This window comes from Rathayibacter sp. VKM Ac-2835, assembly GCF_013266705.1.
Taxonomy (GTDB): Bacteria; Actinomycetota; Actinomycetes; order Actinomycetales; family Microbacteriaceae; genus Rathayibacter.
Genome location: NZ_JABSNQ010000001.1, coordinates 345,409 through 359,849, shown reverse-complemented (window position 1 = coordinate 359,849; position 14,441 = coordinate 345,409). Strand labels below are relative to the sequence as shown.

Here is a 14,441-nt window from a genome sequence, read left to right as displayed (position 1 = left end):
ATCGCCGGTGTCGGCCTCGTCTCCGGAGTCGCCGCTCTGATCGCCATGACGAAGGCGCCCTGGTCCGACAGCAAGTAGTGGGGTCCGGGTCGCGCCCGCCGGCCCTCACTCGTAGTACCGCACCACGCTCCAGCACGGATCCGCCGAGGCGACGACGTCGAGCACGAAGGCTCCGCCCGTCTCGAGATCGGTCGCCTGGAAGCGCCAGCCGCCGATGCTGACCGGCACGCCGCCGAACGTCGGCGGGAAGCCGTCGAGCGGCGCCCACCAGTCACTGGTGCGCGTCCAGACCGTCGGACGGTCGGTGACCCGGTAGCTGGCGCCACGCCACTCGAGGGCGACGGGCACCCCGTCGCCGTCGGTCGCGACCATCGCCGTCTCGTCGATCACCGCCATCGTGGGTGCTCCCGCCTGCTCCGCTCGACCCGTCGGACTCGACTGGCCGTTCGAACATGTGTTCGATAGTCTGCGAGTGTACGCCGCGGCGCCCGTGCTCGCCACGGCAGCGGACCGACCGGGCAGGAGGCGAGATGATCGAGTGGAGTCCCCTCCAGATGCTGCGCAGCAGCGGGCCCGACGAGTGGGTGATGGTCGACGCGATGCGGACGGGGCGGATCGGGCTGATCCGCCGGATCGAGACCGGCCCGTACCGCGAGAGCTGGTATCGGGCGGTCACGTGGGCCGCGGAGCCGAGCCGCCGCACGCTCGTGGGCTACTCGCGGTCGATGGACACGATCGCGGCGGCGCTCTGGGCGCATCAGCCTTTGACCGCGCAGGAGAAGCCGTTCCCGGGCTATCCCGCGTCGAAGCCGGCGCCCGAGCGCGCCCCGTGACGGCGGCCGCCGGGGCGCCCGTCCGAGCCGGGGCCGCCGCGGAGGAGAATGGCCGGATGCTCCTCGCGCTCACCGGTGGCCCCACGGGGGCGTGGCGGGCGATCGCGGCGGACGGCACGGGCACCGAGGTCGGCCGTGGACGCGGTCCGGTCGAGCTGGCCGCCTTCGTCCGCGAGCGCGAGGCGGAGCGGCCGCGCTGGGTCTGGGACGACACGGCGCGCTGGTACCCCGCGCTCCTGGCGGAGGGCGTGCACGTCGCGCGCTGCCACGACCTGCGCCTCGCCCGCGCCATCCTCCGCCGCTCGGAGCAGACGGCGCGCTCGCCGCTCGCGCGCGCGGCGCCCGATGCCTGGGACGCCGGAGCGGCCGCTCCGGTCGCGGGCGACACGCTGCTCGGCTTCGAGGAGGCTCCGGCCGCCACGGACGAGCTCGACCCGCTCGTCGAGCTCTCGCGGCAGGAGGAGGCGCTGACGGCGGCCGCCGAGGGCGGGCGCCTGCGGCTCCTGCTCGCCGCCGAGTCCGTCGGCGCGCTGATCGCCCGCGAGATCGCCGCAGCCGGGCTGCCGTGGCGCGCGGACATCCACGACCGGGTGCTCACCGACCTGCTCGGGCCGCGTCCGCACTTCGGCGGCCGGCCGGCCCGCCTCGAGGCGCTGGCCGACGACATCCGCCGCGAGCTGGGCGCTCCCGAGCTGAACCCCGACTCGCCGACGGAGCTCCTCCGCTCGCTCCGCCGGGCGGGCCTCGCGGTCGAGTCGACCCGCTCCTGGGAGCTGACGTCGATCGAGCACCCCGTGATCCCGCCGCTGCTGGAGTACAAGAAGCTCTCGCGCCTGCTGACCGCCAACGGCTGGGCCTGGCTCGACGCCTGGGTGCACGACGGCCGCTTCCGGCCCGAGTACGTCGTCGGCGGTGTCGTCACCGGACGCTGGGCGACCTCGGGCGGGGGAGCGCTGCAGCTCCCGCGGCAGATCCGCGCGGCGGTGACCGCCGATGCGGGCTGGACGCTCGTGGTCGCCGATGCGGCGCAGCTGGAGCCGCGCATCCTCGCCGCGCTGGCGGGCGACTCCGTGATGGCCGCCGCCGGCCGCGGCAAGGATCTCTACCAGGGCATCGTCGACGCGGGTGTCGTGCCGGACCGGCCGCGGGCCAAGGTCGCGATGCTCGGCGCGATGTACGGGGCGACCAGCGGCGAGGCCGGGCGCCTGCTCCCGCGGCTGGCCCGCGCGTATCCGCTGTCGGTCGCGCACGTCGAGGCGGCCGCCCGCGCCGGCGAGCGGGGCGAGCGGGTGTCGACCCGGCTCGGGCGCAGCTCGCCGCCCGGCGACGTCGACGCCGGTGGGCAGCGTGCTCGCGACTGGGGGCGCTTCACCCGCAACTTCGTCGTGCAGGGCACGGCCGCGGAGTGGGCGCTCTGCTGGATGGGAGAGCTGCGGGCCCGGCTGCGCGCGGAGGGCGCGCTCGCGCACCTCGTCTACTTCCTGCACGACGAGGTGATCGTGCACGCGCCGGCGGGCGAGGCGGAGCGGGTCGCCGCGATCGTGCGCGAGGCCGCCGCGCGCGCCGGGCGCGCGCTGTTCGGCGAGCAGGACGTCGACTTCCCGGTCACCGTCGCGGTCGTCGACGCCTACGACGAGGCGAAGTGACGGCGGAGCGACGAGTCGCTCAGTACCAGTGCGGGGAGCGGTTGTTCCACGCCGACCACGCCGCGCACGGCGAGCCGTAGCGGTCGGAGATGTACGCCAGACCCCAGTCGACTTGGGTGGCGGCGTTCGTCTGATAGTCGGCGCCGTAGGTCGCCATCTTGCTCGCGGGCAGGGCCTGCGGGATGCCGTAGGCGCCCGAGGAGCGGTTCAGCGCGTTCCAGCGCCAGCCCGACTCGCCGTTCCAGAGCGGGATCAGGCAGTTGTCGACCTGGTCCTGGCCCCAGCCGTGGACGCCCATGACGGACCGGGCGTAGTTCTGCGCCTGCGCGGGTGACATCCCGTCGGTGCGGCCGGCGTAGGTGCTGAGCGCGGCGATGGTCTTCGCGGAGCTGTCCTTGCCGGAGGCGTCGTCGTCGCCCAGCTCGACCGGGCCGCCGCCGCCCGTGGACGGCGCCGCGGGTGCGGGCGCGGCAGGCGCGGGGGCGGAGGGTGCGGACGGCGCCTTCGCGGCCTGCTGGCGACGGGCCTCGGCCTCGGCGGCGAGGCGGGAGAGGCGCTCCTGCTCCTCGAACGCGGCCTTCGCCTCCTGACCGGTGGCGAACTCCTCCTCGAGTGCGGCCGTGGTGTCTTGAGCGAGGCGAGCTGCTCGTAGAGACCGGAGCTGTACTGCTCCTGGTCGGCGACCTTCGCATCGGCGTCGGCCTGCGCGGCCTGCGCGGTCGCGAGCGCGTCCTGCGCGGCGCTGACGAGGGAGAGCCGCTCGGTGCGCGCCTGCTCGGCCTGGCCCGCGAGGGAGGCGGCGGCGTTCTCGGTGGTCTCGGCGTCGTCCTGGAGGCGGCTGGTCTGCAGCGTGAGCTGGCTCATGGTGCCCAGGCGGTAGAGCAGCTGGTCCGACTGCTCGCCGCCGACCAGGAGGTTGAGCGTGGCGTCGGTGCCGCCGTTGCGGTACAGCTGGGCGGCCAGGCGGCCGGCCTGCTCCTTCGCGGCGTCCGCATCGGCGCGGGCGGCGGTGGCGCGCTCCTCGAGCGCGGTCACGCGCTGGGTGGCCTCGTCGAGAGCGCTCTGCGCGGCGTCGGCCTCGGCGGCCCGGGAGATGGCGGCATCGGTGAGGGCGGCGGCCTGATCGCGCAGGTCGGCGAGGATCGCCGTGATGCGGTCGACCTCGGCGGCGGTCGCGCTCTCGCTCGACTTCGCGGCCTCGACGTCCGACCAGGACGGGTAGTCCGCCGGGTCGTAGGCGGAGGCCGCCATCGGGGCGGCGAGGGCGGCGCAGAGGACGAGGACCGTGCCCGCACCGGCTGCGACGAGCCGTCGGCGCGCGGAGGTGGACACGCGGAGGCCGAGAGGCGAACGGATCATACCCGCCAGCCTAGGCGACGGCGCCCGCGCCTGTCTCGTGCCGGCCGATCCTGTCGCCGGGCGGCTCCTCCGCGGCGGCGTCGTCCCGCGCCGCTGCCCTGCGGCCCCGCCGCGGGCGCTCGAGCGCGTAGCCGCGGACGGCGGCTCCGTCACCCGTTCCGGCGAGCTCCTCGCGGGCGGCCTCGAGCAGCCGGCGCAGCGCGTCGTCGCGCACCAGCACCGCGCGGGCGGCCAGGCGGCGCTGCAGGTGGTCGTCGAGCACCTCCTGCTCGTCGGGGAGCGTGCTTCCGTAGGCGTCGAGGACCGCGTCGAGATCGGCGTCGGACAGGCTCGAGGCCAGCAGGATCCGGTCGAGCACGTCGTCCCAGTCCTCCTCGGCGGACGCGCCGTCGCCGCTCAGCCAGGCGAGCGCCTCGGCGCGCCCTTCGTCGGTGAGGGCGTGCAGGGGGAGTCCGTCCTCCGTCGATCCCGCGCCGGCGACGAGGCCGCGCTCGCGGAGCCGGTCGAGGGTGGAGTAGATCTGGCCGACGTTGACCCGGCGACGGTGGGCCGCCCGGTCGAGCAGCTCGGCGTGGAGCTGCAGGCCGTAGGCGGGGCCGAGGGTGAGGAGAGCGAGCAGACCGTCGCGGACCGACACGGGGCTCCTCTCGAGCGGATCGCGGGCCCGGATGCGGGCGGCGCCGCGGTTCGGGCGGACGATCCCGAGTATAGGCAGGGGATCTCGGCGACCCGTCGGCGGCCGCGGCGAGGCGCCTTGTCGTGGCGCCGAGGGTCCTGCATAATCTGACCTGGTGGCTCGTCCACCGCACAAGAAGGCACTGCACGTCGCTCGTGGTCCAGGTCGTTGGGGAAGACGCACCAGGACGGACGGAGGACAGCGTGGTGACGCAACAGACTCGGGGTGTGCTCTTCGTGCACTCCGCCCCCCGCGCGCTCTGCCCCCATCTGGAATGGGGAGCGGGTCGCGCTCTCGGTCGTGCCGTGAACTTCACCTGGATCGAGCAGCCGGTGCAGCGCGGCGCCCAGCGTGCCGAGTACGCGTGGGAGGGCCCGGTCGGCACCGGTGCCGTCATCGCGTCCGCTCTGCGCGGCTGGGCCGACGTGCGCTACGAGGTGACCGAGGACCCGTCGCCCGGTGTCGACGGCGGCCGCTGGATGCACACGCCCGAGCTGGGCGTCTTCCACGCCCAGACCGACAGCGCCGGCAACACCGTCGTCCCCGAGGACCGCATCCGCTCCGCCATGGAGACCGCCGGCGCCGACCCCATCGAGCTGCACCGCGAGCTGCGCCTCGCCCTCGGCCAGGCCTGGGAGGACGAGCTCGAGCCGTTCCGCGCGGCCAGCGACTTCGGGCGGGTCATCTGGATGCACAGCGTCGGCTGAGCAGGCGGTGCCCATTTCTGCGCCGCTCCCCGCGCGGCGTTGCGCGGTCGGCTCGGGGAGGTGGTCGCGGTCCGCAGAGCGGGGTGCGAACGGCGGCGGCGATTCGCTGGTACGCGAATCGCCGGATACGCCTCGTGGGGCGCGGCGATACGGTGCGCGCAACTCTCTGAAGGGTGGGCACATCTTCGGCTCGTGAGACGCGCTTCTGCTCGTCGGAACATCGGGAGCCGGCTGCTGGTCCGCCGTGCTGGGGACGGTGGGTCTCGATACGCCCCTGCGGGGCTACTCGACCAGCATGGTTGAGTGCTGCCGGAGGTGTCCGACGGAGCGAGCCGCAGGCGATGCGGTCACTTCACCCGGAGTGCTGCAGCGAGTGTCCGGCAGAGCGAGCCGCAGGCGATGCGGCCCCGTTCCCGGAACTGCTGGCGAGGGCTCGCGGTGAACGACCACCCTCGCGGCACGAGGCGCATCCGGCGATCCGCGTTCCAGCGGATCGCCGTCGCCGCACCGCACCGGCCCTGCGGAACGCGACCCCGCCGGGAGCGGACGCGCCTGCGCCGCGCGAGGAGCGGCGCAGCCCGCGTTCCGCTCGGGGTGACGGGGCTACGCCCCGTTACACCGACCGGAACGCGGCAACAGCATTGTGCCCCCCGAACCCGAACGAGTTGGAGAGGGCGACGAGCGGCGCGGCTCCGAGGCTGCGCGGGCTGGTGACCACGTCGAGGGGGATCTGCGGGTCCTGCTCGGTGAGGTTGATGGTCGGCGGGGCGGTGCGCTCGTGCAGGGCGAGGACGGTGAAGATCGCCTCGAGGGCTCCGGTGCCGCCGAGGAGGTGGCCGGTGGAGGCCTTGGTGGCGGAGACGGCGATGTTCGGGAGGTGGTCGCCGAAGACGCGGGCGAGGGCGCGGTACTCGGCGATGTCGCCGACGGGGGTGCTGGTCGCGTGAGCGTTGACGTGGGTGACGTCGGTGCGCGCGGCGCCGGCCTGCTCGAGGGCCTCGATCATCGCGCGGGCGGCGGCGGAGCCCTCGGGATCGGGGGCGGTGATGTGGTACGAGTCGCTGGTGACGGCGCCGCCGGCGAGCTCGGCGTAGATGCGGGCGCCGCGGGCGAGGGCGTGCTCCTCGGTCTCGAGGACGAGGGTGGCGGCGCCTTCGCCGAGGACGAAGCCGTCGCGGGAGACGTCGTAGGGGCGGGAGGCGGTGGCCGGGTCGTCGTTGCGGCGGGAGAGGGCCTGCATCGACGCGAAGGCGGCGAGGGGGAGCGGGTGGACGACCGACTCAGTGCCGCCGGCGATGACGACGTCGGCGAGGCCGCGCTGGAGGTGCTCGTACGCGTTCGCGATCGCCTCGGTGCTGGAGGCGCAGGCGGAGACGTCGGTGCGGGCGTAGGCGCGGGACGGGATGGCCATGCTGATCGCGGCCGCCGCGGCGTTGGGCATGAGCATGGGGATGGTCATCGGGAGGACGCGGCGGGGGCCGCGCTCGCGGAGGGTGTCCCACGCGTCGATGAGGGTCCAGAGTCCGCCGATGCCGGTGGAGTAGTCGACGCCGACGCGCAGCGGGTCGACGTCGGTGATGCCGGAGTCGGCCCACGCCTCGCGGGCGGAGATGAGGGCGAACTGGCTGGAGGGGTCGAGGCGCTTGGCCTCGGGACGGGGGAGGACCTCCTCCGGACGCACCTTCGCCTGAGCGGCGAAGGTGACGGGGAGCTCGAGCTCGGTCACCCAGTCGGCCTGGATCGTGCTGACGCCGGACTCACCCGCGAGAAGGGCGCTCCAGGACTCGCGAGCGGTGCCGCCGAGGGGCGTGCTGGCTCCGATGCCGGTGACGACGATTTTCTTGGGACTCATGACGACGATCTCTGTTCCGTGACGGGTGGGTTCCGGGCGCACCCCGGCCGGGCTCAGGGCCCTGGCCGGGGTGTCCGCCTCGAGGACGGGGGGCGCGGGGCGCTGGTTACGCGGAGGCCTTGACGATGAAGGTGACCGCGTCGCCGACCGTCTTGAGGTTCTTGACCTCGTCGTCCGGGATCTTCACGTCGAACTTCTCCTCGGCGTTGACGACGATGGTCATCATCGAGATGGAGTCGATGTCGAGGTCGTCGGTGAACGACTTCTCCATCTCGACGGAATCGGTCGCGATGCCCGTCTCGTCGTTGACCAGTTCGGCCAGGCCGGCGAGGACTTCTTCGTTGGACAGTGCCATGGTTCTCTCCTTGAGGGGTGTTCGATCAGGGTGTTTCGACTCGGTGTTCGTCGAGATCGAGGTGTTCGTCGTGTGACCGTAGGTCAGTTTAGGGGTGGGCCTGCGCCCCCTAAGGGAGCACCACGACCTGCGCGCCGAAGACGAGTCCGGCGCCGAAGCCGATCTGCAGGGCGAGTCCGCCGCTGAGCTCGGGGTGCTCCTCGAGCAGGCGGTGGGTGGCCAGCGGGATGGAGGCGGCGGAGGTGTTGCCGGTCGTCTCGATGTCGCGGCCGATCGTCACGGTCTCGGGCAGCTTCAGCTGCTTCGCGAGCTCGTCGATGATGCGCATGTTCGCCTGGTGCGGGATGAAGGCGGCGAGGTCCTCGGGCGCGACGCCCGCCTCGGCCAGCGCCTGCTTGGCGACCTTGGCCATCTCCCAGACCGCCCAGCGGAACACGGACGGGCCGTCCTGGCGCAGCGTCGGCCACTCGGCGACGCCGTCGCGGTAGGCGGCGAGCGGGTTGTCCATGCCGACGGTGTCCCACTTCGAGCCGTCGGAGCCCCAGACGGTCTTCGAGATGCCGACGGTGTCGCTCGGGCCGACGATCGCGGCACCCGCGCCGTCGCCGAGGAGGAAGGAGATGCTGCGGTCGGTCGACTTCACGATCTCGGACAGCTTCTCGGCGCCGACGACGAGGACGTACTCGGCGAGTCCGGAGCGGACGAACGAGTCGGCCTGGGCGATGCCGTAGGTGTAGCCGGCGCAGGCCGCGGAGATGTCGTAGGCGGGGGCGGGGTTCGCGCCGATCCGGTCGGCGAGGAGCGCCGCGAGCGACGGAGTCTGCACCGTGTTGCTGATGGTCGAGACCAGCACGAGCCCGATCTGGTCGGCGCGGATCCCGGCCTTCTCGATGGCCTCGAGGGAGGCGGTGGTCGCGAGGTCGACGGCCTGGACCTCGGCCGAGGCGCGGCGGCGCTCGACGATGCCGGTGCGCTGGCGGATCCACTCGTCGGAGGAGTTGATCGGGCCGACGAGGTCGTCGTTGGGCACGACGAGGTCGCCGCGGGCGGCGCCGATGCCGAGGATGCGGGTGTACTGGCTGCCGCTGGACTGGCTGAGGGTAGGGGTCGTCATGGGTCTCTCCTGCTAGGCGGCGTGCTCGTCGATGAAGGCGCGGGCGGCGTCGAGGTCGTCGGGGGTCTTGATCGCGAGGGTCGGGAGTCCCTTGAGGCCGCGCTTGGCGAGGCCGACGAGGGCGCCCGCGGGAGCCAGCTCGATCAGGCCGGTGACGCCCGCCTCGGCGAAGGCCGCCATGCAGAGGTCCCAGCGGACGGGCGAGGCGACCTGGCCGACGAGCAGCTCGAGGAAGCGGGCGCCGGAGCCGACGACGGAGCCGTCGCGGTTCGTCCACAGGCGCAGCGTCGGGTCGGCGGGGGTGATCGAGGCGGCGACGCCGGCGAGGGAGTCGCGGGCCGGGGCCATGTAGCGGGTGTGGAACGCTCCGGCGACCTGCAGCGGCACGACGCGGGTGCCGCGGAGGGGCTCGTCCTTCAGCGCCTGCAGCGCGTCGACCGCGCCGGCGACGACGATCTGCCCGCCGCCGTTGTAGTTGGCCGGCTCGAGGCCGAGCTCGTCGAGGCGGGCGAGGAGGGCCTCCTCGTCGCCGCCGAGGACGGCGCTCATCGCGGTCGGCGCCGCGGCGGCCGCGGCGGCCATGGCGCGGGCGCGCTCCCGGACGAAGACGAGCGCGTCGGGCTCGGAGAGGACTCCGGCTCCGGCCGCGGCGGTGATCTCGCCGACCGAGTGGCCGGCGATGCCCGCGATGCGCTCGCGGCGGCCGCCCTCGAGCAGCGCGGCCAGGCTGACCAGCCCGGCGGAGACGATCAGCGGCTGGGCGACCGCGGTGTCCCGGATGGTGTCCGCGTCCGAGACGGTGCCGTGCGCGGCGAGGTCGATGCCGACCGCCTCCGAGTGCGCGGCGACCTGCTCGGCCACCGAGGGGACGGCGAGCCACGGCTCGAGGAATCCGGGGGTCTGGGAGCCCTGACCCGGGGCGACGACGACGATCACGCTTTCAGTCTTCCGATCCGCGCCGGTTCGTGCGGCGCAATGAGGTACTGACAAACCACAAAGAGCTTGTGGCGGTTCTACAACAGGGTGCGGGGAGGGTGCGGCTCACTTGCGGGTCGGACGGCGGCGGACCGCTCCGTCCGGATCGCTCATCGAGCCGAGGATGAGGGCCGACTGCAGGATGAGCGCCTCGCGAGCGCCCGTCGCGTCCCAGCCGATCACCTCCGCCACCCGCTTGAGGCGGTAGCGGACGGTGTTGGGGTGCACGAAGAGCTCGCGAGCCGTCGCCTCGAGCGAGCGGCCGTTGTCGAGGTACGCCCAGAGCGTGGTGAGCAGCTCGGTCGAGTGCTTCTGCAGCGGCTTGTAGATCTGGGTGATCAGGCTCTGCCGGGCGAGCGGATCGCCGGCGAGAGCGCGCTCGGGCAGCAGGTCGTCGGCGTTGACCGGCCGCGGGGCGTTGCGCCAGGAGCGCGCGACCGCGAAGCCGGCCAGGGCGGCGCGGGCGCTGCGCGAGGCCTCGACGAGCGTCGGCACCTCGTGGCCGAGGACCAGATGACCGGAGCCGAAGCCCGGCTCGAGCGCGTTCGCGATCTCGAGGAAGGCGACCGGCGGGCCGGTCTCCTCCGTCGCGTTCTCGCTCGGCTCGGCGCGGCCGATCACCAGCACGAGCCGGCTGCCCTGCACGCCGATCAGCACGTCGGCGCTCATGTGCCGGGCGGTGCGGCGGAGCTGGTCGACGTCGAGCATCTTCGGCGCGGTGCCCACGAGCACCGCGACCTCGCCGTGGCCGTGCCAGCCGAGGGCCGCGATGCGGCTGGGCAGCTCGTCGTCGGCCTCGCCCGTGAGGATCGAGTCGACGACGAGGGCCTCGAGGCGGGCGTCCCAGAGGCCGCGCGCCTCCGCCGCCCGGGCGTAGACGTCGGCCGCGGCGAAGGCGATCTCGCGCGAGTAGAGCAGGATCGCCTCGCGCAGGTCCTCGCCGCGATTGGTGATCCGCTCCTCGACGACCTCGACCGTGACCTTGATCAGCTGGAGCGTCTGGGTCAGCGAGACGGAGCGGAGCAGCTCGCGGGGAGCCGCTCCGAAGACGTCGGCGGCGATCCACGGCGTCGCCGAGGGGTCGTCGAACCAGGAGATGAACGAGGTGATGCCGGCCTGCGCGACCATGCCCACGGCGGAGCGGCGGCCCGGCGGCATGCTGCCGTACCAGGGCAGCGTGTCCTCGAGCTTCTTGATGGTCTGCGTGGACAGCTCGCCCGAGAGGGTCCGCAGCCACGCGAGGGTCTGCTCCTTCGTGCGCGGAGCGCCCGGCCGGGTGGCCGGACGCTCCGCCGAAGGGGCAGTGCCCCGCGTCGTCGACTGCTCGTCGTCGGAGGAGAGCACCGAGCCGTCCGTCAGCTCTCGCCGCCCGCGTTGCCGGTGGTGCCGGCGTTCACGTCGTGGAGGCTGTACTTCTGGATCGCCTGGGCGGCCAGCGAGGGGTCGACCTCGCCGCGCTTGGCGAGCAGCTGCAGCGTCCGCACGACGACCGACGGTCCGTCGATCTTGAAGTGGCGGCGCGCGGCGGCACGGGTGTCCGAGAAGCCGAAGTCGTCCGCTCCGAGCGTCGCGAAGTCGCCCGGGATGAACTGCCGCAGCTGGTCGGGGACCTGGTGCGAGAAGTCCGACACGGCGACGAAGGGGCCCTTCGCGTCGGCGAGCTTCTGCGTGACGTAGGGCACCTGCGCCTCGTCCTCGGGGTAGAGGAAGTTGTGATGCTCGGCCTTGATGCCGTCGCGCCGCAGCTCGTTCCACGAGGTGACCGACCAGACGTCGGCCGACACGCCCCAGTCCTCGGCGAGGAGCTTCTGCGCCTCGATCGCCCACGGCACGGCGACGCCGGACGCGAGCAGCTGGGCCTTCGGGCCGTCCCACTGACCCCAGGAGACGCGGTGGATGCCGCGGACGATGCCGTCCACATCCACGTCCTCGGGCTCCTTCGGGTGCACGATCGGCTCGTTGTAGACCGTCACGTAGTACATGACGTTCGGGTCCGGGTGCGTCCCGCCGTACATCCGCTCGAGACCGGACTGCACGATGTGCGCGATCTCGTAGCTGTACGCCGGGTCGTAGCTGACCACGGCCGGGTTGGTGGCGGCGAGGATCGGCGAGTGGCCGTCCGCGTGCTGGAGGCCCTCGCCGGTCAGCGTCGTGCGACCGGCGGTCGCCGCGATCATGAAGCCGCGGGCCATCATGTCGCCCGCCGCCCAGATCGCATCGGCCGTGCGCTGGAAGCCGAACATCGAGTAGAAGACGTAGACCGGGATGAGCGGCTCGCCCTGCGTCGAGTACGAGGTGCCGACCGCGGTGAACGCCGCGAGGGCGCCCGCCTCGTTGATGCCGACGTGCAGGATCTGACCCTGCGGGCTCTCCTTGTAGGCCAGGAGCAGCTCGCGGTCGACCGACGTGTAGTGCTGGCCGCGCGGGTTGTAGATCTTCGCGTTCGGGAAGAACGCGTCCATGCCGAAGGTTCGGGCCTCGTCGGGGATGATCGGGACGACGCGGTTGCCGAAGTCCTTGGAGCGCAGGATGTCCTTCAGGATGCGGACGAACGCCATGGTCGTGGCGATCTCCTGCGTCCCGGAGCCCTTCTTGCCGATCTTGTAGGCCGAGTCGTCCGGCAGCGAGAGCTGCGTGTACTTCGACCGGCGCTCGGGCAGGTAGCCGCCGAGCGCGCGGCGGCGCTCCTGCATGTACTCGATCGCCTCGTCGCCCTGACCGGGGTGGTAGTACGGCGGGAGGTAGGGGTTCTCCTCGAGCTGGGCGTCCGTGATCGGGATCCGCATGGTGTCGCGGAAGCCCTTCAGGTTGTCCAGGGTCATCTTCTTCATCTGGTGGGTCGCGTTGCGGCCCTCGAAGCTGCGGCCGAGACCGTAGCCCTTGATGGTGTGCGCGAGGATGACGGTCGGCTGGCCCTTGTGCTCCGTCGCGGCCTTCATGGCGGCGTAGATCTTGCGGTAGTCGTGGCCACCGCGGCGCAGGCCCCAGATCTGCTCGTCGCTGTAGTCCTCGACGAGCTTCTTCGCGCGCTCGTCGCGGCCGAAGAAGTTCTCGCGGACGTAGGCGCCGTCCTCGGTCTTGAAGGTCTGGAAGTCGCCGTCGGGCGTCTTGTTCATCAGGTCGAGCAGCGCGCCCTCGGTGTCGCGGGCGAGCAGGTCGTCCCACTCGCGGCCCCAGATGAGCTTGATGACGTTCCAGCCGGCGCCGCGGAAGAACGACTCCAGCTCCTGGACGATCTTGCCGTTGCCGCGGACCGGTCCGTCGAGGCGCTGCAGGTTGCAGTTGACGATGAAGTTGAGGTTGTCGAGGCCGTCGTTCGCGGCGACCTGGAGCTGACCGCGCGACTCGACCTCGTCCATCTCGCCGTCGCCGAGGAACGCCCAGACCTGCTGGTCGGAGGCGTCCTTGATGCCGCGGTTGGTGAGGTACTTGTTCGCCTGCGCCTGGTAGATCGCGTTGATCGGGCCGAGGCCCATCGAGACGGTCGGGAACTGCCAGAACTCCGGCATGAGGCGCGGGTGCGGGTAGCTGGAGAGCCCGCCGCCCTGGTGCGACTTCTCCTGGCGGAACCCGTCGAGCTGGTGCTCGCTCAGGCGTCCCTCGAGGAAGGCGCGCGCGTAGGGGCCGGGGGAGGCGTGGCCCTGGATGAAGATCTGGTCGCCGCCGCCCGGGTGGTCCTGGCCGCGGAAGAAGTGGTTGAAGCCGACCTCGTAGAGCGAGGCGCTCGACGCGTAGGTCGAGATGTGCCCGCCCACGCCGATGCCGGGGCGCTGCGCGCGGTGCACGAGGATGGCCGCGTTCCAGCGGATCCAGGCGCGGTAGCGGCGCTCGACGTCCTCGTCACCGGGGAAGTCGGGCTCGTTCTCGGCCGCGATGGTGTTGATGTAGTCCGTGGTCGGCACCATCGGAACGCCGAGGTGCAGCTCCTTGGAGCGCTTCAGGAGGCTGAGCATGACGTCGCGTCCGCGACCGGCACCCCGCTCCTCGACGAGCGCGTCCAGCGACTCGTTCCACTCCGACGTTTCCTCGGGATCCGAGTCGACGTGTCCGACGGAATACGGGTCCTGATCGTTAACAGTCACCCTCGACCTCTCTCTGGGGGCAGATCGTGCCCGAGACATCACTCTCATGAAGCGGTGCGGATCCGCGCGCAGGATCCTCGGATGACGAGGAGCGCGCGGGCACCCGTGCAAGCCTAGCGATTCCGGCCATGTGTGGCGATCCACGACGGATCCGCACAGGGCTCTGTGGGATTTCTCCAGCAGCAGCGCGTTCAGCGGCCCGGACGGCGGCCACGATCCCGACCACTGTTCGGCTCCTCCTTGGTGCACGGCCGGAGCGGGTCTAGCATTGCCCCTCGTGCTCGCGCGACATTCGCGCGCATGGAAGGACATCGTCCGATGGCTCTCGAGAAGCTCACGCTGGCTCCCGACTTCGAACTCGCGAACCAGTACGGCGAGCGCATCCAGCTCGGCGACTTCCACGGGCGGCGCAACGTCGCCCTCGTCTTCTTCCCCCTCGCCTTCTCCGGCACCTGCACCGGCGAGTTCTGCGCGCTGCGCGAGAACCTCTCGCTGTTCGAGCACGCGGACGTCGAGCTGATCGGCATCTCGGTCGACTCGAAGCACACCCTCCGCGCCTGGGGCGAGAAGCAGGGCTACGACTTCACGCTGCTCTCGGATTTCTGGCCGCACGGCGACGTCGCCAAGCAGTACGGCGTCTTCCTCGAGGGCAAGGGCTACGCCACGCGCGCGACCTTCCTCATCGACAAGGAGGGCGTCATCCGGGACACCTTCATCACGGCGCCCGGCGAGGCCCGCTCGATGGACGACTACCGCGCCGCGATCGACGCGCTCACTCCCGCCCACGCCTGACGCCCCGGCGCTCCTCCGCGAGATGCCACTTGTGACCGCCTTTCACGGCG

At 72.3% G+C, this 14,441-nt stretch carries 14 protein-coding genes; 4 read left to right on the top strand and 10 right to left on the bottom strand.

What is annotated here, in order from left to right:
- Positions 1–105: 105 nt before the first annotated feature.
- Positions 106–396 (bottom strand): hypothetical protein, encoded by a 291-nt coding sequence (locus HRK28_RS01690; RefSeq protein WP_160088787.1) that lies wholly within the window; start codon positions 394–396, stop codon positions 106–108.
- A gap of 134 nt (positions 397–530) precedes the next feature.
- Here HRK28_RS01690 and HRK28_RS01685 point away from each other — a divergent pair, with 134 nt between their 5' ends.
- Together HRK28_RS01685 and HRK28_RS01680 are read left to right on the top strand one after the other, a co-directional pair.
- Positions 531–833: a hypothetical protein gene (locus HRK28_RS01685; protein ID WP_160088789.1), complete on the top strand. Its 303-nt coding sequence runs from the start codon at positions 531–533 to the stop codon at positions 831–833.
- A 56-nt stretch (positions 834–889) separates the two neighbouring features.
- Positions 890–2,479, top strand: a complete 1,590-nt coding sequence (locus tag HRK28_RS01680) for a bifunctional 3'-5' exonuclease/DNA polymerase (protein WP_160088791.1) — start codon at positions 890–892, stop codon at positions 2,477–2,479.
- 19 nt (positions 2,480–2,498) lie between these two features.
- Here the strand turns inward: HRK28_RS01680 and HRK28_RS01675 are convergent, their stop codons facing one another.
- Genes HRK28_RS01675 through HRK28_RS01665 form a run of 3 tightly spaced genes read right to left on the bottom strand, consistent with a single transcriptional unit; the run spans position 2,499 to position 4,475 of the window.
- Positions 2,499–2,777: a hypothetical protein gene (locus HRK28_RS01675; protein ID WP_173250233.1), complete on the bottom strand. Its 279-nt coding sequence runs from the start codon at positions 2,775–2,777 to the stop codon at positions 2,499–2,501.
- Positions 2,732–3,838 (bottom strand): hypothetical protein, encoded by a 1,107-nt coding sequence (locus HRK28_RS01670; protein ID WP_173250232.1) that lies wholly within the window; start codon positions 3,836–3,838, stop codon positions 2,732–2,734. Before HRK28_RS01670 ends, HRK28_RS01675 begins: the two co-directional genes overlap by 46 nt.
- Before the next feature lie 10 nt (positions 3,839–3,848).
- The gene (locus tag HRK28_RS01665; protein ID WP_173250231.1) at positions 3,849–4,475 is read right to left on the bottom strand and encodes a PadR family transcriptional regulator; all 627 of its coding nucleotides are present in this window, start codon (positions 4,473–4,475) and stop codon (positions 3,849–3,851) included.
- A 242-nt stretch (positions 4,476–4,717) separates the two neighbouring features.
- On the opposite strand from HRK28_RS01665, the gene HRK28_RS01660 reads away from it, so the two are divergent.
- A complete protein-coding gene (locus tag HRK28_RS01660) occupies positions 4,718–5,221 on the top strand; it encodes a DUF3145 domain-containing protein (protein ID WP_367948319.1) in 504 nt (167 codons plus the stop codon).
- A gap of 613 nt (positions 5,222–5,834) precedes the next feature.
- Here HRK28_RS01660 and HRK28_RS01655 read toward each other — a convergent pair.
- The 6 genes from HRK28_RS01655 to aceE form a co-directional block, all read right to left on the bottom strand.
- Positions 5,835–7,073 carry a beta-ketoacyl synthase gene (locus tag HRK28_RS01655; RefSeq protein ID WP_160088797.1) on the bottom strand — a complete coding sequence of 413 codons (1,239 nt, stop codon included), beginning with the start codon at positions 7,071–7,073 and terminating at the stop codon, positions 5,835–5,837.
- A gap of 106 nt (positions 7,074–7,179) precedes the next feature.
- A complete protein-coding gene (locus HRK28_RS01650; protein ID WP_123445660.1) occupies positions 7,180–7,428 on the bottom strand; it encodes an acyl carrier protein in 249 nt (82 codons plus the stop codon).
- Positions 7,429–7,537: 109 nt separating this feature from the next.
- A complete protein-coding gene (locus HRK28_RS01645) occupies positions 7,538–8,542 on the bottom strand; it encodes a beta-ketoacyl-ACP synthase III (protein ID WP_160088798.1) in 1,005 nt (334 codons plus the stop codon).
- Between the two features lie 12 nt (positions 8,543–8,554).
- Complete coding sequence (locus tag HRK28_RS01640; protein WP_173250230.1) at positions 8,555–9,478, bottom strand: ACP S-malonyltransferase; 924 nt, start codon at positions 9,476–9,478, stop codon at positions 8,555–8,557.
- A gap of 105 nt (positions 9,479–9,583) precedes the next feature.
- Entirely contained in the window at positions 9,584–10,750 is a 1,167-nt protein-coding gene (locus HRK28_RS01635; RefSeq protein ID WP_173232301.1) for a CdaR family transcriptional regulator, read from the bottom strand.
- Positions 10,751–10,872: 122 nt separating this feature from the next.
- Positions 10,873–13,599 (bottom strand): pyruvate dehydrogenase (acetyl-transferring), homodimeric type, encoded by a 2,727-nt coding sequence (aceE, locus tag HRK28_RS01630; protein ID WP_160088804.1) that lies wholly within the window; start codon positions 13,597–13,599, stop codon positions 10,873–10,875.
- A 318-nt stretch (positions 13,600–13,917) separates the two neighbouring features.
- Between aceE and HRK28_RS01625 the strand changes: the two genes are divergently transcribed.
- Positions 13,918–14,391 (top strand): peroxiredoxin, encoded by a 474-nt coding sequence (locus tag HRK28_RS01625; protein ID WP_127886307.1) that lies wholly within the window; start codon positions 13,918–13,920, stop codon positions 14,389–14,391.
- Positions 14,392–14,441 lie beyond the last annotated feature (50 nt).

What these genes read in the sequence shown, in the direction of transcription:
- HRK28_RS01625 (WP_127886307.1), top strand. Translation starts at nt 13,918, where the DNA reads ATGGCTCTCGAGAAGCTCACGCTGGCTCCCGACTTCGAACTCGCGAAC.
- HRK28_RS01680 (WP_160088791.1), top strand. Translation starts at nt 890, where the DNA reads ATGCTCCTCGCGCTCACCGGTGGCCCCACGGGGGCGTGGCGGGCGATC.
- HRK28_RS01675 (WP_173250233.1), bottom strand. Translation starts at nt 2,777, where the DNA reads ATGGGCGTCCACGGCTGGGGCCAGGACCAGGTCGACAACTGCCTGATC.
- HRK28_RS01685 (WP_160088789.1), top strand. Translation starts at nt 531, where the DNA reads ATGATCGAGTGGAGTCCCCTCCAGATGCTGCGCAGCAGCGGGCCCGAC.
- HRK28_RS01690 (WP_160088787.1), bottom strand. Translation starts at nt 396, where the DNA reads ATGGCGGTGATCGACGAGACGGCGATGGTCGCGACCGACGGCGACGGG.
- HRK28_RS01655 (WP_160088797.1), bottom strand. Translation starts at nt 7,073, where the DNA reads ATGAGTCCCAAGAAAATCGTCGTCACCGGCATCGGAGCCAGCACGCCC.
- HRK28_RS01645 (WP_160088798.1), bottom strand. Translation starts at nt 8,542, where the DNA reads ATGACGACCCCTACCCTCAGCCAGTCCAGCGGCAGCCAGTACACCCGC.
- HRK28_RS01670 (WP_173250232.1), bottom strand. Translation starts at nt 3,838, where the DNA reads ATGATCCGTTCGCCTCTCGGCCTCCGCGTGTCCACCTCCGCGCGCCGA.
- HRK28_RS01650 (WP_123445660.1), bottom strand. Translation starts at nt 7,428, where the DNA reads ATGGCACTGTCCAACGAAGAAGTCCTCGCCGGCCTGGCCGAACTGGTC.